This window comes from Streptomyces sp. NPDC043878 (assembly GCF_056435735.1).
In genome coordinates, this window is the sequence record NZ_JBWKDW010000018.1 from 62,342 (window position 1) to 82,006 (window position 19,665).

The 19,665-nt window shown below is 70.5% G+C and carries 18 protein-coding genes; all 18 read right to left on the bottom strand.

Features of this window, described 5'->3' with window-relative positions; genetic code table 11:
* Positions 1–101 precede the first annotated feature (101 nt).
* Complete coding sequence (locus tag AC07AZ_RS24320) at positions 102–923, bottom strand: F0F1 ATP synthase subunit delta (protein ID WP_478851110.1); 822 nt, start codon at positions 921–923, stop codon at positions 102–104.
* Positions 920–1,465 (bottom strand): F0F1 ATP synthase subunit B, encoded by a 546-nt coding sequence (locus AC07AZ_RS24325; RefSeq protein ID WP_478851112.1) that lies wholly within the window; start codon positions 1,463–1,465, stop codon positions 920–922. The genes AC07AZ_RS24320 and AC07AZ_RS24325 overlap by 4 nt, the downstream gene beginning before the upstream one ends.
* A 41-nt stretch (positions 1,466–1,506) precedes the next feature.
* Positions 1,507–1,737 (bottom strand): ATP synthase F0 subunit C, encoded by a 231-nt coding sequence (gene atpE, locus AC07AZ_RS24330; protein WP_028804225.1) that lies wholly within the window; start codon positions 1,735–1,737, stop codon positions 1,507–1,509.
* A 73-nt stretch (positions 1,738–1,810) separates the two neighbouring features.
* Positions 1,811–2,647 carry a F0F1 ATP synthase subunit A gene (atpB, locus tag AC07AZ_RS24335; protein ID WP_478851320.1) on the bottom strand — a complete coding sequence of 279 codons (837 nt, stop codon included), beginning with the start codon at positions 2,645–2,647 and terminating at the stop codon, positions 1,811–1,813.
* Positions 2,648–2,857: 210 nt separating this feature from the next.
* A complete protein-coding gene (locus tag AC07AZ_RS24340; protein WP_478851115.1) occupies positions 2,858–3,304 on the bottom strand; it encodes a hypothetical protein in 447 nt (148 codons plus the stop codon).
* A gap of 300 nt (positions 3,305–3,604) precedes the next feature.
* On the bottom strand, positions 3,605–4,936 hold the full coding sequence (locus AC07AZ_RS24345) for an MraY family glycosyltransferase (RefSeq protein WP_478851117.1): 1,332 nt from the start codon (positions 4,934–4,936) through the stop codon (positions 3,605–3,607).
* Positions 4,937–5,075: 139 nt separating this feature from the next.
* Positions 5,076–6,314 (bottom strand): serine hydroxymethyltransferase, encoded by a 1,239-nt coding sequence (locus tag AC07AZ_RS24350; RefSeq protein ID WP_478851119.1) that lies wholly within the window; start codon positions 6,312–6,314, stop codon positions 5,076–5,078.
* A gap of 118 nt (positions 6,315–6,432) precedes the next feature.
* A complete protein-coding gene (locus AC07AZ_RS24355; RefSeq protein ID WP_356033028.1) occupies positions 6,433–7,110 on the bottom strand; it encodes an arsenate reductase/protein-tyrosine-phosphatase family protein in 678 nt (225 codons plus the stop codon).
* Positions 7,107–7,754, bottom strand: coding sequence for an L-threonylcarbamoyladenylate synthase (locus AC07AZ_RS24360; RefSeq protein ID WP_478851121.1), 648 nt, complete (start codon positions 7,752–7,754; stop codon positions 7,107–7,109). The genes AC07AZ_RS24355 and AC07AZ_RS24360 overlap by 4 nt, the downstream gene beginning before the upstream one ends.
* Positions 7,755–7,804: 50 nt before the next feature.
* The gene (prmC, locus tag AC07AZ_RS24365) at positions 7,805–8,650 is read right to left on the bottom strand and encodes a peptide chain release factor N(5)-glutamine methyltransferase (RefSeq protein WP_478851123.1); all 846 of its coding nucleotides are present in this window, start codon (positions 8,648–8,650) and stop codon (positions 7,805–7,807) included.
* Positions 8,651–8,677: 27 nt separating this feature from the next.
* Positions 8,678–9,754: a peptide chain release factor 1 gene (prfA, locus tag AC07AZ_RS24370; protein WP_478851125.1), complete on the bottom strand. Its 1,077-nt coding sequence runs from the start codon at positions 9,752–9,754 to the stop codon at positions 8,678–8,680.
* A gap of 106 nt (positions 9,755–9,860) precedes the next feature.
* Positions 9,861–10,082: a 50S ribosomal protein L31 gene (rpmE, locus tag AC07AZ_RS24375; RefSeq protein ID WP_016438250.1), complete on the bottom strand. Its 222-nt coding sequence runs from the start codon at positions 10,080–10,082 to the stop codon at positions 9,861–9,863.
* 219 nt (positions 10,083–10,301) lie between these two features.
* Positions 10,302–11,441, bottom strand: a complete 1,140-nt coding sequence (locus AC07AZ_RS24380; protein ID WP_478851127.1) for an LCP family protein — start codon at positions 11,439–11,441, stop codon at positions 10,302–10,304.
* 609 nt (positions 11,442–12,050) lie between these two features.
* Positions 12,051–14,141: a transcription termination factor Rho gene (rho, locus tag AC07AZ_RS24385; RefSeq protein WP_478851129.1), complete on the bottom strand. Its 2,091-nt coding sequence runs from the start codon at positions 14,139–14,141 to the stop codon at positions 12,051–12,053.
* A gap of 408 nt (positions 14,142–14,549) precedes the next feature.
* Positions 14,550–15,479 (bottom strand): homoserine kinase, encoded by a 930-nt coding sequence (thrB, locus tag AC07AZ_RS24390; protein WP_478851131.1) that lies wholly within the window; start codon positions 15,477–15,479, stop codon positions 14,550–14,552.
* 268 nt (positions 15,480–15,747) lie between these two features.
* Complete coding sequence (gene thrC, locus AC07AZ_RS24395) at positions 15,748–16,806, bottom strand: threonine synthase (protein ID WP_356033007.1); 1,059 nt, start codon at positions 16,804–16,806, stop codon at positions 15,748–15,750.
* Between the two features lie 6 nt (positions 16,807–16,812).
* Complete coding sequence (locus AC07AZ_RS24400) at positions 16,813–18,105, bottom strand: homoserine dehydrogenase (RefSeq protein ID WP_478851134.1); 1,293 nt, start codon at positions 18,103–18,105, stop codon at positions 16,813–16,815.
* Between the two features lie 153 nt (positions 18,106–18,258).
* On the bottom strand, positions 18,259–19,650 hold the full coding sequence (gene lysA, locus AC07AZ_RS24405; protein WP_478851136.1) for a diaminopimelate decarboxylase: 1,392 nt from the start codon (positions 19,648–19,650) through the stop codon (positions 18,259–18,261).
* Positions 19,651–19,665: the final 15 nt, after the last annotated feature.

Genomic DNA, 19,665 nt, shown 5'->3' on the forward strand with positions numbered 1-19,665 from the left:
TTTCACTTTGGGGGGGTGGGGACTCCCCCCGTAAAAGAGGTGAATCCTCTGCACGGCCCAACCGGGCCGTAGGTGCGTGCTTACTGCTTGTGAAGTTGGGTTCAGCTCGCCAGGCGGCGGCCGGCGTCCTCGATGCGGTCCGCGATGGAGCCGTTGATGACCTCGTCGCCGACCTGCACCCGCATACCGCCGAGGACCTCGGGGTCCACGTCGATGTTGAGGTGCATCGGGTGGCCGTAGAGCTTCGCGAGGGCGGCGCCCAGGCGCTGCTTCTGCACGTCGCTCAGCGGTACCGCCGAGGTGACGACGGCGACCAGGCGGCTCCGGCGCTCGGCGGCGAGCTTGGACAGGGACTCGAGTCCCGCTTCCAGGCTACGTCCCCGCGGCGCGGTCACCAGGCGCGTCACCAGACGCTCGGTGGTCGGCTGCGCGCGGCCGCCGAGCAGCCGGTGCAGCAGCTCGGTCTGGGCCGCGGCGGTGGCCTTGCGGTCGGTCAGCGCGGAGCGCAGTCCGGTGCTGGAGGAGATGATCCGGCCGAAGCGGAACAGCTCGTCCTCGACGTCGTCGAGGGCACCCGACCGCTGGGCCGCGGTGAGGTCGGCGGTGTCCGCCAGTTCCTCCAGCGTGTCCACCAGGTCACGCGACAGCGACCAGCGGGAGCGCACCATGCCGGACACCAGGTCGACGGTCGTGCCGCCGACCTGGGTGCCGAGGATGCGCCGGACCAGGTCGGCCTTGGCCTCGCCGGACTGCGCCGGGTCGGTGAGGACCCGACGCAGCGACACCTCGCGGTGGAGCAGCGCGGTGACGGAGGCCAGCTCGTCGGCGAGCCGGCCCGCGTCCACGGACGTGCTGTCCGTCAGCGCGTCGAGACGCTCACGGGCTGCTGCGAGTGCCTCGCGGCTGGCTCCGTGGGCAGTCATCGAGCCGCCTCGGCCTTCTCCTCGAGCTCGCCGAGGAAGCGGTCGATGACACGGCTCTGCCGGGCGTGGTCCTCGAGGGACTCGCCGACGAGCTTGCCGGCCAGATCGGTGGCGAGCTTGCCGACGTCCTGGCGCAGCGCGGACGAGGCGGCCTTGCGGTCGGCCTCGATCTGGGCGTGACCGGCGGCGACGATCTCCTCGCGCTGCCGCTGGCCTTCCGCGCGCATCTCCGCGATGAGCGTGGCGCCCTGCTCCTGCGCCTCCTGGCGCAGGCGCGCGGCCTCGTGACGGGCCTCGGCGAGCTGAGCCTTGTACTGCTCAAGAACGCTCTGGGCCTCGGTCTGCGCGGCCTCGGCCTTCTCGATACCGCCCTCGATGGCCTCGCGACGCTCTTCCAGAACCTTGTTGATGGTCGGGAGGAGCTTCCAGGCGAGGAAGCCGAAGACGATGACGAAGGCGATCAGGCCGATGACGAGCTCGGGGATCGGCGGGACGAGGGGATTCTCCATCTCCTCGGCCGCGATATTGAGCAGCTGGCTCATATCAGTGCCTTTCGTCTAGTGGGCTGGTCGTCGGTGAACGATCAGGTGCCGTAGACGAACGGCATGACCAGACCGATGAGGGCGAGCGCCTCACAGAAGGCGAAGCCGAGGATCTGGTTGGCGCGGATCAGACCGGCGGCCTCAGGCTGGCGGGCGAGCGCCTGGGTGCCGTTACCGAAGATGATGCCGACGCCGACGCCGGGGCCGATGGCCGCGAGGCCGTAACCGATCGAGCCGAGCGAGCCGGAGACAGCGGCAAGGGTCTGGGACATGCCAGTTCTTCCTTTTCTTTACGGACCGGTGGGGGTTGGCCACCGGACGACTGCGGGGTCCAGAGGGGGGCGCTCAGTGGTGCTCGGCCAGCGCGCCCTGGATGAAGGAGCAGGTCAGAAGCACGAACACGTACGCCTGCAGAGCCTGGATGAACAGCTCGAAGGCCGTCATGACGATCACCATGATGAACGAGACACCCGCGTAGGCGATCCCGATGCCGTTGAGCAGGTACCAGCTGGCGATCGTGAAGAGCAGCAGCAGCGTGTGGCCCGCGAACATGTTCGCGAACAGTCGCACGGCGTGCGTGAAGGGCCGGACGATCAGGTTCGAGAAGAACTCGATCAGCATGGCCAGCGGCAGCACCGCGCCGAGCGACTTGTCGTATCCCGTGAAGTTCTTGAAGGCACCGACGAAACCGTGCCGCTTGAAGGTCAGCGAGACCCACAGGACGTAGACGATCAGAGCCAGCACCAGGGGGTACGAGATGATCGACGTGACCGGGAACTGGGCGAGCGGGACGATCGACCAGAGGTTCATCATCCAGATGAAGAAGAAGAGCGAGACGACCAGCGGTACGTACTTCTCGCCTTCCTTCTTGCCGATGGTCTCGTAGACGATTCCGCGACGAACGAAGTCGTAGCCGGCCTCGGCGACCATCTGCAGCTTGCCCGGGACGACCTTCGGCTTGCGGAAGGCGGCCCAGAAGAAGCCGACGACGATGATCGAGCCGAGCAGCGCCAGGAGCATCGTCTTGTTGAAGTACACGTTGCTGTCACCGTCGCCCCAGAGGGGCTCGAACAGGAACGAGTGCAGGCCGGGAGCCGGGAAGCCACAGCCGTCGAAGATGTGGCAGTCGGTCTCGAAGGCGAGCACCTGCGTCGGGTCAGCACTCACCGCGGGCTCCTTCAGCGTGGCGCATGGGTACGGCAACCTCGTTGTGTCGGCGCGGCGCACGGCCGCGGTTCGGCACTGGACTGGTGTAACGGATGTGAGGGCGGCTGGGGGGCATCAAGCCTCGCGATTGAGCAGGCGTCAGCTCAGATGCCCGCGCCCGCGATGCCGCAGTTGGCACCGGACGATAGCAGGGTCTGTCCTGCCTGCTTATCCCGGCCCTACCCCTCACGACGAGTGCCCCGACTTCTCGGACTTGCCACCCGTCGAAGAACTGGTCGAATCGGGTTCGACATACAGGATCTTGGACTTCATGTGCGCACGCGCCTGCGCGCCGATCCACGTGAGGGTGGTCGCGAGAAGTGTGATGGCGAAGGCCCGCGGGTTGAACAACGTCGTGTTCTTGAAGATCGCGACGAAGACGAACAGCAGCAGGATCTGCGTCGTGTAGAGCATCAGACCCATCGCCTGGAACAAGTGCGGAAGCGATGTGGCGGTGCGCTGCAGTACATAGAGACCGAGCCCCATGAAGGCGATCACCACCAGCGTCCCCACGGCCGCCCCGATCGCTCCCTTGCCGCCGGCCACCACGGCGCTGACGACGGCGGCAACAGCGCCGACGGCAGCCGTGGGCACGGCAGCCTGGAGGAGGATCCGGACGTCATTGGACGGCATGGCGGCAACTCCGCTTTCACAGGGGGCAGGTGTCGTCATGGACGAGCGTAGTCCCGGGGCCGAGTGTCGATGACCTCGCGCCAATGGACCCTCGCACTGCGGTCCTTCGGCTCTATCCCGGGTTCTCGTGAACCGTATCACAAACTATTTGATGCGGTCTTTACCAAGTGGGTGTGCTCGGTGTCACACATGAGAGTGAAGCTGCCCGTCTGCGCGAGAACACGGCCAAGTTGTCTGGTATTGGGGAACTTTGTTCCCCCACGATTTGGCAATGCTCTAGTCAGATTCTTACCTTGAGCGTCAGCGCGACGACTCCGCTTTGCCCCGGTCCGCGACGCCCGGACGGGGGCCGACGGCGGTCGCACCGTTGACTCCCGACACCCCGACGCTGACCGGGGAGCGCGGCTCGTCCTCCCCCGTGGCGGACTCCACCACGTCGGCCGGGGCCTCCTCGCCGGCGTCACGGCGACGGCGGTAGCGGGGCGGCACGAACGCCTCGGCCCAGCGCGGGGTGCGCGGGGTGAAGCGCGGCAGCAGAAGCAGCAGCAGCCCGATCGCGCTGAGCGCCGCCACCCCGAGCACGCTCCACATGGCGCCGGAGTTGACCGAGTAGGCGAGCGCGCCGAAAGCGATCAGCGCCGACCAGAAGTACATGATCAGCACCGCCCTGCTGTGCGAGTGCCCGATCTCCAGCAGCCGGTGGTGCAGGTGACCGCGGTCGGCGGCGAACGGCGACTGGCCGCGCCAGGTACGGCGCACGATGGCCAGCACCAGGTCGGCGGCCGGCACCGCGATGATCGTCAGCGGCAGCAGCAGCGGGATGTAGACGGGCACCGTCTGGTGCACGGCCGACTTCTCGGATCCGGCGAACAGCGCCAGCGCGTCCGGGTCGACCTGCCCGGTGATGGAGATGGCGCCCGCGGCCAGCACCAGCCCGATCAGCATCGAGCCGGAGTCCCCCATGAACACCCGCGCGGGGTGCATGTTGTGGGGCAGGAAGCCGAGGCACATGCCCATCAGGATCGCCGCGAACAGCGTGGCAGGGGCGGCGGCCTCGATGCCGTAGGAGTACCAGATCCGGTAGGCGTACAGGAAGAACGCGGCGGCCGCGATGCACACCATGCCGGAGGCGAGGCCGTCGAGGCCGTCGACGAAGTTGACCGCGTTGATGGTGATGACGACGAGCGCGACCGTCAGCAGGGTGCCCTGCCACTGGGTCAGCGCCACCGAGCCGACACCCGGGATCGGCAGCCACAGGATCGTCAGACCCTGCATCACCATCACGCCCGCGGCGATCATCTGGCCGCCCAGCTTGATCAGGGCGTCGATCTCGAACTTGTCGTCCAGGACACCGATCAGCCAGATCAGGGCCGCCCCGGAGAGCAGGGCCCGCGGTTCGTTGGACTTCTCGAACACCTCGTTGAGGTTGGTCAGGTGGTCCGCCACCAGCAGGCCCGCGCACAGTCCGAAGAACATGGCGATCCCGCCGAGCCGCGGAGTGGGCTCCCGGTGCACGTCACGTGCCCGGATCTCCGGCATCGCTCCGGCCACGATCGCGAACTTCCGCACCGGCCCTGTCAGCAGGTACGTCACCGCGGCCGTGATGCAGAGCGTCAGCAGGTATTCACGCACGGGCTTCCCCACAGGTCTCGCTGGCCATCTCAGCCCCACACCCTAGCGACGGACGCATACGTATGAGGACTTCCGGGTAGCGACGATGGTTGCACGACTGGCTGTGGGCGGGGGCGCACACCCGTGCGGCTACCCCCGCTCAGCCCGGATACGGGGGAAATCCGCCGACCAGCTCCCGCACTTCCTCACGAACGGCCTGGCTCTCCGCCCCGCCCCGCAGCACCCGCCCGAACAGTGCGGCGATCCTGGTCATCTCCGGGCCGCCCATGCCCTGTGTGGTCACCGCCGCGGTGCCCAGCCGCAGGCCGCGGGCGTCGCCGTGCGGCAGCGCGCAGCAGTCCAGGACCATCCCGGCGGCGGCCAGCCGGCCGCGGGCGGTGCGCCCGTCGACGCCCAGCGGCGCGGGGTCGGCGGTGATCAGGTGGGTGTCGGTGCCGCCGGTGGTGACGACCAGCCCCTCCGCCGCCAGCCCCGCAGCGAGCACCCGCGCGTTGGCGACCACCTGGTGGGCGTACGCGCCGAACGCCGGCGTCGACGCCTCGCCGAACGCGACGGCCTTGGCGAGGACGGTGTGCATCTGCGCGCCGCCCTGCGTGAACGGGAACACGGCCCGGTCGACCCGCTCCGCGAGCTCCGGCCCGCACAGCAGCATCCCGCCGCGCGGCCCGCGCAGCACCTTGTGGGTGGTGGCGCACACGATGTCGGCGTACGGCACCGGACTGGGCGCCGCTCCCCCGGCGATCAGCCCCATCGGGTGGGCGGCGTCCGCGACGAGATACGCGCCGACCTCGTCGGCGATCTCCCGGAAGCGGGCGTAGTCGATGTGCCGCGGGTAGGCGATGGAGCCGCACACGATCGCCTTGGGCCGGTGGCCGCGGGCCAGGGTGCGCACCTGGTCGTAGTCGATGAGGCCGCTCTCCGCGTCGACGCCGTAGCCGACGAAGTCGAACCAGCGGCCGGAGAAGTTGGCGGGCGAGCCGTGGGTGAGGTGACCGCCGTGGGGCAGGCCGAGGGCGAGGACGGTGTCACCGGGCCGCAGCAGGGCGGCGTACGCGGCGAGCACGGCGGAAGACCCGGAGTGGGACTGCACGTTGGCGTGCCCGGCCCCGAACAGCGCCCTGGCACGGTCCACCGCCAGCCGTTCGGCGACGTCGGCGATCTCACAGCCGCCGTGGTACCGGGCGCCGGGGTAGCCCTCGGCGTACTTGTTGGCGAGCGGCGAGCCGAGGGCCGCCAGCACGGCCGGGGAACAGAAGTTCTCGGCGGCGACGAGCTGGAGCGTCGTCGACTGCCGGTCGCGCTCGCCGAGCAGGATCTCGGCCAGTTCGGGGTCCTGCCGCAGCAGGACATCGGCCTCTGGGGCATGGGTGACCGACATGGTGGACTCCGGGGCGTCGACGGTGACGTACGTCCAATGTAGGCCCGGCAACGGCCCGGTGCCCGGCTGCCGCGGCCGGCCGGGTCCGCCCCCGCGTGACGTCCGCGCCGGACGCGGCCTACGTCTTCGCGGGGACGCCCGTCAGCGCCGTCACCACGGGGTCCAGCGCCTGGTGTATCTCGTCCCCGATGGACCGGAAGAACGGCAGCGGCGCCCCGTACGGGTCGTACACCTCGTCCGCCTCCGCGGTCGGGGCCAGCAGCCAGCCGCGCAGCGCCGCCGCCGCGCGCACGAGTGCACGCGCGCGCGCGATCACGCCGTCCTCCAGCGGGGGCAGGGTCGCGGTGTCTATCGCCCGGACCAGGCGGGTGAACTCCTTGAGCGTGAAGGTCCGCAGGCCCGCCGAGTGCCCCATCGAGATCACCTGGGCACGGTGGTCGCGGGTGGCCGTCAGCACCAGGTCCGCCCTGATCACGTGCTCGTCCAGCAGCTCCCGGCCGGTGAACCCGGAGGGGTCCGCGCCGAACTCGGCCAGCACGGTCTCCGCGTTGGCCTCCATGGCGGCGCCCTCGTGGCCCCAGGTGCCGGCGCTCTCCACGATCAGCCCGCCCCACAACGGGTCGCCGAGCCGGTCCGCCAGGGCATGACGGGTCAGCCGCTCGGTGATCGGCGAGCGGCACACGTTGCCGGTGCTGACGTGGAGGATGCGGAAGCTGTCGCGGGGAAGTCCCTGTTCGAACAGGCTTCCCCTCTCTTCCCCGTTGCCTATGCCACGCCCCGCGTCAGGGGCTGTCAATTCGCCACCTCGAGGTCGGGTACCACCTTGCGCAGCTCCTCCGCGGAGAGCGCGCCCGCGCGCAGCAGCAGCGGCACCTCGCGGGTGACGTCGACGATCGAGGACGGGACGTTGCCGGGGGTCGGGCCGCCGTCGAGGTAGACGGCGACGGAGTCGCCGAGCATCTCCTGGGCGGCGTCGCAGTCCTCCGGCGCCGGGTGGCCCGTCAGGTTCGCCGAGGACACCGCCAGCGGCCCGAAATCGTTCAGCAGTTCGATGGCGACCGGGTGCAGTGGCATGCGCACGGCGACCGTGCCCCGGGTGTCCCCCAGGTCCCACTGGAGCGACGGCTGGTGCTTGGCGACGAGCGTGAGCGCGCCCGGCCAGAACGCGTCGACCAGTTCCCAGGCCAGCTCGGAGAAGTCCGTGACGAGGCCGTGCAGGGTGTTCGGGGAGCCGATGAGGACGGGCGTGGGCATGTTGCGGCCCCGGCCCTTGGCGTCCAGCAGGTCGGACACCGCTTCGGAGGAGAACGCGTCGGCGCCGATGCCGTACACCGTGTCGGTCGGCAGCACCACGAGCTCGCCACGGCGGACGGCGGAGGCGGCCTCACGCAGACCGGTCGCGCGGTCGGTCGCGTCATTGGTGTCGTATCGCCGTGCCATCTAGCGGGCCTCCTCGTACACGTACTGCGGGACGGAAGTTCGGGGCGCGCTCACGGCGTCGCCCGGCGGGCGGTCGCGAAGCGCGGCCGGTTGTTGAGGTCGGGGTGGTCGGCCGCGTCGGCCCAGCCCCGCTCCTCGGTGAAGATCCACGGCACCTGGCCGCCCTGGGTGTCGGCGTGCTCCACGACGACGACGCCGCCGGGGCGCAGCAGGCGGTGCGCGGTGCGCTCCAGGCCGCGGATCAGTTCGAGGCCGTCCTCGCCGGAGAACAGGGCGAGTTCGGGGTCGTAGTCCCGCGCCTCGGGGGCGACGTACTCCCATTCGGTGAGCGGGATGTACGGCGGGTTGGAGATGACCAGGTCGACCTGGCCGTCGAGGTCGGGGAAGGCGTCCAGGGCGTTGCCCTGGCGCAGGTCGACCCTCGACCCCTCCATGTTCTTGCGGGTCCACCTGAGGGCGTCCTCGGACAGCTCCACGGCGTGCACCCGGGAGCGCGGGACCTCCTGGGCGAGGGCGAGCGCGATCGCGCCGGAGCCCGTGCACAGGTCCACGATCAGCGGCTCCACGACGTCCATCGCGCGGACGGCGTCTATGGCCCAGCCGACGACGGACTCCGTCTCGGGGCGCGGCACGAACACCCCCGGGCCGACCTGGAGTTCCAGGTAGCGGAAGAACGCGTGGCCGGTGATGTGCTGGAGCGGCTCGCGCTGCTCACGGCGCGCGATGACCTCCCAGTAGCGGGCGTCGAAGTCCGAGTCCTTCACGGAGTGCAGCGCGCCGCGCTTCACGCCGTGCACGAACGCGGCGAGCTCCTCGGCGTCGTTGCGCGGCGAGGGCACGCCCGCGTCGGCCAGCCGCTGGGTGGCCTGGGCCACCTCTGCGAGCAGCAGGTTCACGCTCGTCCTCCGGTAGGTGTACGGGGCTTACGCGGCTGCCAGCTTGGCGGCCGAGTCCGCGTCGACGCAGGCCTGGATCATCGCGTCGAGGTCGCCGTCCAGGACCTGGTCCAGGTTGTACGCCTTGAAGCCGACGCGGTGGTCCGAGATGCGGTTCTCCGGGAAGTTGTACGTACGGATCTTCTCGGAACGGTCCACGGTGCGGACCTGGCTGCGGCGGGCGTCGGCGGCCTCCCGCTCCGCCTCCTCCTGCGCCGCGGCGAGCAGCCTGGAGCGCAGGATACGCATCGCCTGCTCCTTGTTCTGCAGCTGGCTCTTCTCGTTCTGGCAGGAGGCGACGACTCCGGTGGGAACGTGCGTGATGCGCACGGCGGAGTCGGTGGTGTTGACGGACTGGCCGCCGGGCCCCGAGGACCGGTACACGTCGATGCGCAGGTCGTTGGGGTTGATCTCGACGTCGACATCCTCGGCCTCGGGCGTGACCAGCACACCGGCCGCGGAGGTGTGGATACGGCCCTGGGACTCGGTGGCCGGCACCCGCTGCACGCGGTGCACACCGCCCTCGTACTTCAGGCGGGCCCAGACGCCCTGGCCGGGTTCGGTCGCGCCCTGGCCGCCCTTGGTCTTCACGGCGACCTGGACGTCCTTGTAGCCGCCGAGTTCGGACTCGGTGGCGTCGATGATCTCGGTCTTCCAGCCGACGCGCTCGGCGTAGCGCAGGTACATCCGCAGCAGGTCGCCGGCGAACAGGGCCGACTCGTCGCCGCCCGCGCCCGCCTTGATCTCGAGGATGACGTCCTTGTCGTCGCTGGGGTCGCGCGGGACCAGGAGCAGGCGCAGCTTCTCCGTGTACTCCTCGCGCTGCTTCTCCAGCTCCTTGACCTCGGCGTGGAAGTCCGGGTCGTCGGCGGCGAACTCGCGCGCGGTCTCGATGTCCTCGCCGGTCTGCTTCCAGGAACGGTACGTGGCGACGATGGGGGTGAGTTCGGCGTAACGCTTGTTCAGCTTGCGCGCGTTGGCCTGGTCGGAGTGGACCGCCGGGTCGGCGAGCCTGGTCTCCAGGTCGGCGTGCTCACCGATGAGATCCTCGACGGCCTCGAACATCTTGGGCTCCTGTACTGCGGACGGTAAGGGAAGGCGGGCGACCAAAAACGCCGGTCCCCGGGCACCCCGAGGAGGGGCACAGCCGTGGACCGGCGCTGGTGGCTCGCTACTTCTTGGAGCCGGCGGCCTTGCCGAAGCGGGCCTCGAAGCGGGCCACACGGCCACCGGTGTCGAGGATCTTCTGCTTGCCCGTGTAGAACGGGTGGCACTCGGAGCAGACCTCGGCGCGGACGGTGCCGCTGGAGATCGTGCTGCGGGTGGTGAACGACGCGCCACAGGTGCAGCTGACCTGCGTCTCGACGTACTCGGGGTGGATGTCGCGCTTCAAGGTGTCTCCTAGTTTCGGGAGGGCGCCGGGTCGCAGCCGCGGATTGCGGAGGCGTGAACCGGAGCCGACGTACCAGTCTGCCAGGACTGGGCGCATCCCCCAAAACCGGGGGCCGCGGTGATCTATTCCCGGGGGCCTCCGGGACCCGCGGAAACCGCTCCCCGACCGGCCGCGGAGTGGCCTCCGGGTGGCCGCTGGCCGCACAGGGGCCGAGGACGGCTAGGGGGAGGTCACGACGCCCTTGGCGTCGCCGGTGGCGTTGCCCTGGGTGGCGGACCTCGGGATGGCCCGGTCGTTCTCCAGGGCGGTCCACACCTGCCTGGCCTTGGCCTTCTGCACGATGACGCGGTTCATGTTCGCCGGGTCGTACTGCACCGGCATCGTGACCATGTGCATGTGCGAGGAGCTGATGCCCTTGAGACCGCTCGCGAAGGACATCAGCGAGTTCACCGAGCCCAGGTCGGAGTCGGTCGTGACGGCCTTGGTGGCGGTGTCGGCGAGGTCGTACAGCTTCTTCGGGCTGGTGAGGAGGCCGACGTGCTTGACCTGGTCGACCAGGGCCTTGACGAACGCCTGCTGGAGCTGGATGCGGCCCAGGTCCGAGCCGTCGCCGACGCCGTGCCGGGTGCGGACCAGGCCGAGGGCCTGCTCGCCGTCCAGCTGGTGCGTGCCGGCCTTCAGGTTCAGGTGGCTGTCGGTGTCCTTGATGGCCCTGGTGGTGGTCACCTGGACCCCGCCGAGCTCGTCGATCAGCTTCTGGAAGCCGGAGAAGTCGACCTCCAGGTAGTGGTCCATGCGGATGCCGCTGAGCGACTCGACGGTCTTCACCGCGCAGGCCGCGCCGCCGGTGGAGTACGCGGAGTTGAACATCACGCCGGACGCGGCGTCGTGGCTGACGCCCTTTGTGTCGGTGCACGCGGGACGGTCGATCAGGGTGTCGCGCGGGATCGAGACGACGCTGGCCTTCTTGTGGCCCTGGTAGACGTGCACGACCATCGCGGTGTCGGAGCGGGCGCTGCCGTCGTCGGCGCCCCCGCCGAGCGCCTTGTTGCCGCCGGAGCGGGTGTCCGAGCCGAGGACGAGGATGTTCTCCGAGCCGTTGTCGACCTTGGTGGGCCGGTCGGTGCCGAGGGCCTGGTCGATGTCCACGCTCTTGATGTTGCCGTTGAGCTTGAAGTACAGGTACCCCGCCCCGGCGCCGCCCAGGACCACGATGCCGGCGGCGGTCCAGGCCATCACCACGATGCCCCTGCGGCCCTTGCCGCGGGGTTTACGGCGCCGGCCCTTGGCGCCCTGGCGTGGGCCGTCGGTGCCGGTGTCACCCGGTATGCCGGGTTCCGGCGTGCTCTCGGCGGACATGTGCTCCTCGAATCTCGTACGGTCGGATACCCCCTGTTTTCAGGGTCAGGCCTGGTCGCTCTCGACGCGTACCGCTCCATCGTCGCTCCACCTGCGTCGCTCCACCTGGTCAGACAGCGGAACTCGGCAAAGGGTTGCACGGCGCGCTGTGACCGCTTCCGGGGAGCGCGGGACGCGCGCGGTGGGCGCGGAGACCCGGGCGGACGGCGCTCACCTGCGGTTTCGGCCGAAGGGGTCACACCGCGGGAAACCCGGCGCCCAGACCATCCGCGAGATCTTTGTAACAGGCATCCGCCTCCGGTGCGGGGCCCGGCGCCCGTGCCGACGTCAGCGGGGGGCCGGGAGACGCCCGCGGGGCCGCCGGCCGGTGTAGAAGGACGGACGGTCATGGCGGTCCGCCTGCCGCCCGTACGGCCGTGACCGCCCCGCCGTAGCTCCCGCGTCCCGCACGTACGGCCGGTGACGGCCCAGCCGTCGCTCCCGCGTCCCGCACGTACGGCCGTGACCGCACCGCCGTCGCTGCGCGTCCCGCCGGGAACGCCAGGGGCCGCCTCGCGCCACTGCTGTGGCGGGAGGCGGCCCCTGGGTGAGTCCGCTGGTGCGCTGACGTCAGTCGCTGTTGCCCGGCGACGGGGTCGTCTTCTGGATCTGCATCAGGAACTCGGCGTTCGACTTGGTCTGCTTCATCTTGTCGAGGAGCAGCTCGATCGCCTGCTGCTGGTCGAGCGCGTGCAGCACGCGGCGCAGCTTCCAGGTGATCGCCAGCTCGTCGCTGCCGAGCAGGAGCTCTTCCTTACGGGTGCCGGACGCGTCGACGTCCACCGCCGGGAAGACACGCTTGTCGGCGAGCTTCCGGTCGAGCTTGAGCTCGGCGTTGCCGGTGCCCTTGAACTCCTCGAAGATGACCTCGTCCATGCGGGACCCGGTGTCGACGAGCGCGGTCGCGAGGATGGTCAGCGAGCCGCCGTCCTCGATGTTGCGCGCGGCACCGAAGAAGCGCTTCGGCGGGTACAGCGCGGTCGAGTCGACACCACCGGACAGGATGCGGCCGGAGGCGGGGGCGGCGAGGTTGTAGGCACGGCCCAGACGCGTGATCGAGTCGAGCAGGACGACGACGTCGTGCCCCAGCTCCACCAGACGCTTGGCGCGCTCGATGGCCAGCTCGGCGACCGTGGTGTGGTCCTCGGCCGGACGGTCGAAGGTCGAGGAGATGACCTCGCCCTTGACCGAGCGCTGCATGTCGGTGACCTCTTCCGGACGCTCGTCGACCAGGACGACCATCAGGTGGCACTCGGGGTTGTTGTGCGTGATCGCGTTGGCGATCGCCTGCATGATCATGGTCTTGCCGGTCTTCGGCGGGGCCACGATCAGACCGCGCTGGCCCTTGCCGATCGGCGCGACGAGGTCGATGATCCGGGTCGTCAGCACACCCGGGTCGGTCTCCAGGCGGAGCCGGTCCTGCGGGTAGAGAGGCGTCAGCTTGTTGAACTCCGGTCGCCCGCGCCCGGAGTCGGGGGCCATGCCGTTCGTCGAGTCCAGGCGCACCAGCGCGTTGAACTTCTCGCGGCGCTCGCCGTCCTTGGGCTGACGGACCGCGCCGGTGACGTGGTCGCCCTTGCGCAGGCCGTTCTTGCGGACCTGGGCGAGGGAGACGTACACGTCGTTGGGACCCGGCAGGTAGCCCGACGTACGGATGAAGGCGTAGTTGTCGAGGATGTCCAGGATGCCCGCGACGGGGATCAGGACGTCGTCGTCGGCGAGCTGCGGCTCCGGCGTGCCGATCTCGTCGCGGCCGCGACGGCCACGGCGGTCGCGGTAACGGCCGCGACGGCCACGGCGTCCGCCGTCGAAGTCGTCGTCGTCCTGGGGGCCGTTGTCGCGCTGCTGGCGGTCCTGACGGTCCTGCCGTCCACCGCCCTGCTGCTGACGGTCCTGCCGGTCCTGGCGCTCCTGCCGGTCGGGGCGCTGCTGGCCGCCACCCTGGCCGCCGCCCTGCTGCTGCTCGTCGCCCTTGGTGCCCCGGCGGTCGCGGTCACGGCCGCCCCGGTCACGGTCGCGGCGGTTCTGCCGGCCCTGACGGCCGTCGGCGTCGGCGGAGTCGCCCTGCGTCTCGGCCTGCGACTCGCCCTTCGCCTCGGCGGTGACCGTCTCCGGGCTGCCCGCGTCGGCGGTGGCACGGCGGCGACGGCGCTCCACGGGGGCGTCGTCTCCCCCGCGCTCGGCCTCTCCCCCACGCTCGGCCGCGCTCGCGCGGGAGGAACCCCCGTCGCGGGAGGGGCCGCCGGCCGGCTGGCCGGGGATCTCGATCTGCTGCTGGGCCACGGCCTTCTCGGCGGGGGCCTCGGCCGGCGCCTTCTTCTCGGCGGCGGGGGCCTCCTCACCCGTACGGGCCTTGGAGGTGGCGCGGCGCTTCGGCCTGCTCTCGGCGGCGTCGGCCTTGGCCTCGGCGCCGGCCTGGGCAGAGCCCCCGGCCTGCGCCTCCTTGATGACCTCGATCAGCTGGCTCTTGCGCATGCGCCCGGTGCCCCTGATGCCGAGGCCCGAGGCGACCTGCTGCAGCTCGGCCAGCACCATGCCGTCGAGGCCGGTACCACGGCGCCGCCGGGAGCCGGCACCGGTGGCAGGCGCGGAGGCGTCCGGGGCGGGCGCGGCAGCGGTCTCCTCGACACGCGCGCCCATCAGATCGGTGGTGTCGCTCACGAAGGGTCCTTCCCTGGAGCGGACGTCGGCCTGTCTGGCTCGGCGACCGTTTGTGCTGTCCGGCTTCGGTCCTTGCTGTGTGGACCGTGCCGGGGCGGTGGTCCGCCTGGACGGCGGAGGAATGTGGTGACGGCGTTTCCCTGAGCCGTGGCACTGAGTGTCCGTGTCACGCGGCTTGGTCGCACCGGTTCCGGAGCGTGCCCGGCAGGTCGCTCAGTGCCCGCGTACGGCGTACTGCCCACGTACGACATACGGAACACAGTGCGACTTGGGAGGCTCCCGGAAGAATGTCTGTCCCGGACGGGGACACGAAGCACCTCGCCATGGTGGGGTCGGGTGCAGACTTGAGATTAACACTACCGGATCCAACAAACATTCCCCCTCTCGAAATCCGGTGACCGCGCGCTGCTAATGGACACTGACGGGCGCGAGCGGCAGCACACTCGCTCCCCCTGCGTCGAGTTCGAGCCTGTTCGCGGCCCAGCCCTCGCCCGCCAGATGGGCGACCTTGTCGGCGCTCTCGCGGTCGACCAGCGCGAGCACGGTGGGGCCGGCGCCGGAGATCACCGCGGGCACCCCGTCGGCCCGCAGCCGCTCCACCAGCGCGGCGCTCTCCGGCATCGCCGGGGCGCGGTACTCCTGGTGGAGACGGTCCTCGGTGGCCGGCAGCAGCAGTTCGGGACGCCGGGTGAGGGCCTCGACGAGCAGGGCGGCGCGGCCCGCGTTGGCGGCGGCGTCGACATGCGGCACGGTGCGCGGGAGCAGTCCGCGCGCCGTCTCCGTCAGTACCGGCTTTCCGGGCACGAAAACCACCGGAACGATGGAATCGGCGGGGTCCGTCCTGATCGCCCGCGCCGCGCCGCGTTCCATCCAGGAAAGGGTGAACCCGCCGAACAGACAGGCCGCGACGTTGTCGGGGTGGCCCTCGATCTCGGTGGCGAGTTCCAGCAGCGCGGCGTCGTCGAGCCTGGACTCGCCGCCTATGGTCACCGCGCGCGCGGCGACGATTCCGGCGCAGATGGCGGCCGAGGAGGAGCCGAGGCCGCGGCCGTGCGGGATGCGGTTGGCGCAGACGATCTCAAGGCCGCGCGGCTGTCCGCCCAGCAGGTCGAAGGCGGTGCGCAGGGCCCGTACGAGCAGATGGCTCTCGTCGCGCGGGAGCGTCTCGCCGCCCTCGCCGGCGATGTCGATGTGCAGCCCGGAGTCGGCCACGCGGACGACCACGTCGTCGTAGAGCCCCAGTGACAGGCCGAAGGCGTCGAAGCCCGGGCCGAGGTTGGCACTGGTGGCGGGAACGCGCACCCGGACGGCGGCGGCGCGGAAAGCGGGACCGGCCATCTTTCGATGACTCTCCTTGAGCTGCGGGATTGTCGAATGACATTCGATAGGTACCTGATGAGGACCCTCGGGCCGTGGAGACGGCGCGGTGCCGAGCCATATGCGAGGGCATATGCGGCGGGCGGGTTCGGTACAGCTTATCGAAGGAAGGTTCTGTGGCGACATAGGGCGCACAGGAGGCGCACGATGCGTGTCGTAAGCCCCCTGTGCACCCCCGACGGGGATTCCCCCCGGCGCGGGGACCGGCCGGTCCCCGCGCGCGGGACGCTCAGGCCAGGCCGAGGCGCTCGGCGGCCGTGACGGCGTCGACCGGGACGGTGACCGGCTGCGGCGCTCCCGCGACGGCCCAGTCGGGGTCCTTGAGGCCGTTGCCGGTGACGGTGCACACGATCCGCTGGCCCGGGTCGACCTTGCCCTGCTCGGCGGCCTTCAGCAGTCCGGCGACGGACGCGGCGGACGCCGGCTCCACGAAGACACCCTCCTGCGCGGCCAACAGCCGGTAGGCGCGCAGGATCTCACGGTCCGTCACCTCGTCGATGAGGCCACCGGACTCGTCCCGCGCGGCCAGGGCGTACTGCCAGGAGGCGGGGTTTCCGATCCGGATGGCGGTGGCGATGGTCGAGGGGTCCTTGACGACCTCGCCCCGCACGATCGGGGCGCTGCCCGACGCCTGGAAGCCCCACATCCGCGGGGTGTGCGAGGCGACGGAGTCGGCGGCGTACTCCGTGTACCCCTTCCAGTACGCGGTGATGTTGCCCGCGTTGCCCACCGGCAGGACGTGGATGTCGGGGGCGTCCCCGAGCATGTCGACGATCTCGAAGGCCGCGGTCTTCTGCCCCTCGATGCGCACCGGGTTGACCGAATTGACCAGCGCCACAGGGTAGTTGTCGCTCAGCGACCGGGCGAGCGTGAGGCAGTCGTCGAAGTTGCCGTCGACCTGGAGGATCTTCGCGCCGTGCACGAGGGCCTGGCCCATCTTGCCGAGCGCGATCTTGCCCTGGGGCACGAGGACGGCCGAGACCATACCCGCGCGCACGGCGTACGCGGCGGCGCTCGCCGACGTGTTCCCGGTGGAGGCGCAGATGACGGCCTTGGCGCCCTCCTCCTTGGCCCGGGTGATCGCCATCGTCATGCCGCGGTCCTTGAAGGACCCGGTCGGGTTGGCCCCCTCCACCTTGAGGTGGACCTCGCAGCCGGTGCGCTCGGAGAGCACCTGCGCGGGCACGAGGGGCGTGCCGCCCTCGCGGAGCGTCACGACCGGCGTCGCGTCGGACACCGGCAGCCGGTCCCGGTACTCCTCGATGATTCCGCGCCACTGGTGGGTCATTGCTGGTTACTCTCCTTCAACCCGCATGATGCTGGCGACACCCCGCACGGTGTCGAGGCTGCGCAGCGCCTCGACGGTCCCGGTGAGGGACGCGTCGGACGCACGATGGGTGACGACGACCAGGGATGCCTCGCCGTCCTTGCCTTGCTGGCGAACCGTATCGATCGAGACCCCGTGTTCGGCGAACACGGTCGCGACCTGGGCGAGAACACCCGGTTTGTCCGCCACGTCGAGGCTGATGTGGTAGCGCGTGACGACCTCGCCCATGGGCGACACGGGCAGGGCCGCGTACGCGGACTCGCCGGGGCCGGTGGACCCGCTGATCCGGTTGCGGCAGACGGCGACGAGGTCGCCGAGCACCGCCGAGGCGGTGGGGGCGCCGCCGGCACCGGGCCCGTAGAACATGAGCTGTCCGGAGGCGTCGGACTCCACGAAGACGGCGTTGTACGCGCCGCGCACGGAGGCCAGCGGATGGCTGAGCGGGATCATCGCGGGATGCACGCGCGCGGTGACGGAGCCGCCGTCGGCCGCCCGCTCGCAGATGGCGAGCAGTTTGATGGTGCAGCCCATCTCCTTCGCCGAGGCGAAGTCGGCGGCCGTGACCTCGGCCATGCCCTCGCGGTAGACGTCGTCGAAGCGCACCCGCGTGTGGAAGGCGATGCCGGCGAGGATCGCGGCCTTGGCGGCGGCGTCGAAGCCCTCGACGTCGGCGGTGGGGTCGGCTTCCGCGTACCCGAGGGCGGTGGCCTCGTCGAGCGCCTCCTGGTATCCCGCGCCCGTCGAGTCCATCTTGTCGAGGATGAAGTTGGTGGTGCCGTTGACGATGCCGAGCACCCGGTTCACCTTGTCGCCGGCGAGGGACTCGCGCAGCGGCCGGATCAGCGGGATGGCACCGGCGACGGCGGCCTCGTAGTAGAGGTCCTTCCTGTTCTCCTCCGCCACCGCGTGCAGCGCCGCGCCGTCCTGGGCGAGCAGGGCCTTGTTGGCGGAGACGACGGAGGCGCCGTGCTCGAAGGCGGTGGTGATGAGGGTCCGGGCCGGCTCGATACCGCCGATGACCTCGATGACGACGTCGATGTCCCCGCGCTTGACGAGGGCGGTGGCGTCGGTGGTCACCAGGCTCGCGTCGATGCCGTCCCGGACCTTGCCGGGCCGCCGGACGGCCACGCCCGCGAGCTCCACGGGCGCTCCGATCCGGGCGGCGAGGTCGTCGGCGTGCGTCGTCATGATGCGGGCCACCTCTGAGCCGACCACTCCGCAGCCCAGCAGCGCCACTTTCAGCGGACGCGTACGCATCATCCGACCTCGTTTCCTCATACCGTCATCGGTGGGACCAGTCTCACTCACCGGACGGGAGTTTCTATCCCTCGTCCGGAATATGAGATATCTATTTCATTTGTACCCGGGGGAAAGACAGGAGATCTTCCGCCGGCGATTTCCAGAGCGGGTGACTCACCCGACGTCGAGGCGCAGGAGGTCCTCCTCCGTCTCGCGGCGGACGATGACCCGCGCCTCGCCGTCGCGCACGGCGACGACCGGCGGCCGCGGCACGTGGTTGTAGTTGCTGGCCATGGAACGGCAGTACGCACCCGTGGCCGGTACGGCGATCAGGTCACCCGGTGCCAGGTCGGCCGGCAGGAACGCGTCCTTCACCACGATGTCACCGCTCTCGCAGTGCTTGCCGACCACCCGCACGAGCATCGGCTCGGCGTCGGAGGTGCGGGAGACCAGGGCCACGCTGTACTCGGCGTCGTACAGCGCGGTCCGGATGTTGTCGGACATGCCGCCGTCGACGGAGACGTACGTCCGCAGCCCGTCGAGCGGCTTGATCGTGCCGACCTCGTAGAGCGTGAACGCGGTCGGGCCGACGATGGCCCGCCCCGGCTCGACGGAGATCCGGGGGGTGCGCAGCCGCGCCGCCTCGCACTCACGGGTCACGATGTCCGTGAGCGCCTTCGCGATCTCGTGCGGCTCACGCGGGTCGTCGGAACTGGTGTAGGCGATGCCGAGGCCGCCGCCGAGGTCGATCTCGGGCAGCTCCACGCCGTGCTCGTCGCGGATCGCCTTCAGCAGCGAGACCACCCGGTGGGCGGCGACCTCGAAGCCGGACATGTCGAAGATCTGGGACCCGATGTGGCTGTGGATGCCGATGAGTTCGAGTCCGTCGAGCTGCAGGGCCCGCCGTACCGCTTCGGCGGCCTGGCCGCCGGCGAGCGGGATGCCGAACTTCTGGTCCTCATGGGCCGTCGCGATGAACTCGTGCGTGTGGGCCTCGACGCCGACGGTGACACGGATCTGCACCCGCTGCCGCTTCCCGAGGGACTGCGCGAGGTGCGCGACGCGGACGATCTCCTGGAACGAGTCGAGGACGATCCGCCCGACCCCGGCCTCGATGGCGCGCTCGATCTCCCGCGGCGACTTGTTGTTGCCGTGGAAGGCGATGCGGTCGGCCGGCATCCCGGCGGACAGCGCGGTGGCGAGTTCGCCGCCGGAGCAGACGTCCAGGTTGAGCCCCTCCTCGTGCAGCCAGCGCACGACCGCGCGGGAGAGGAACGCCTTGCCGGCGTAGAAGACGTCGGCATCCGTCCCGAACGCGCCGCGCCAGGCGCGGGCCCGGGCCCGGAAGTCCGTCTCGTCTACGACGTAGGCGGGGGTGCCGTGCTGTTCGGCGAGGCTCTTGACGTCGACACCGCCGACGCGGACGACCCCGTCGGCGTCCCGCCCGACGGTCTGCGCCCACACCTTGGGGTCCAGGGCGTTGAGGTCGGCGGCCGGGGCGGCGTAGTGGCCCTCGGGCAGGACGTCGGCGTGACGGGGCCCGGCGGGGTGTGCGGAACGGCTCATGTTCTTGGGTAACTC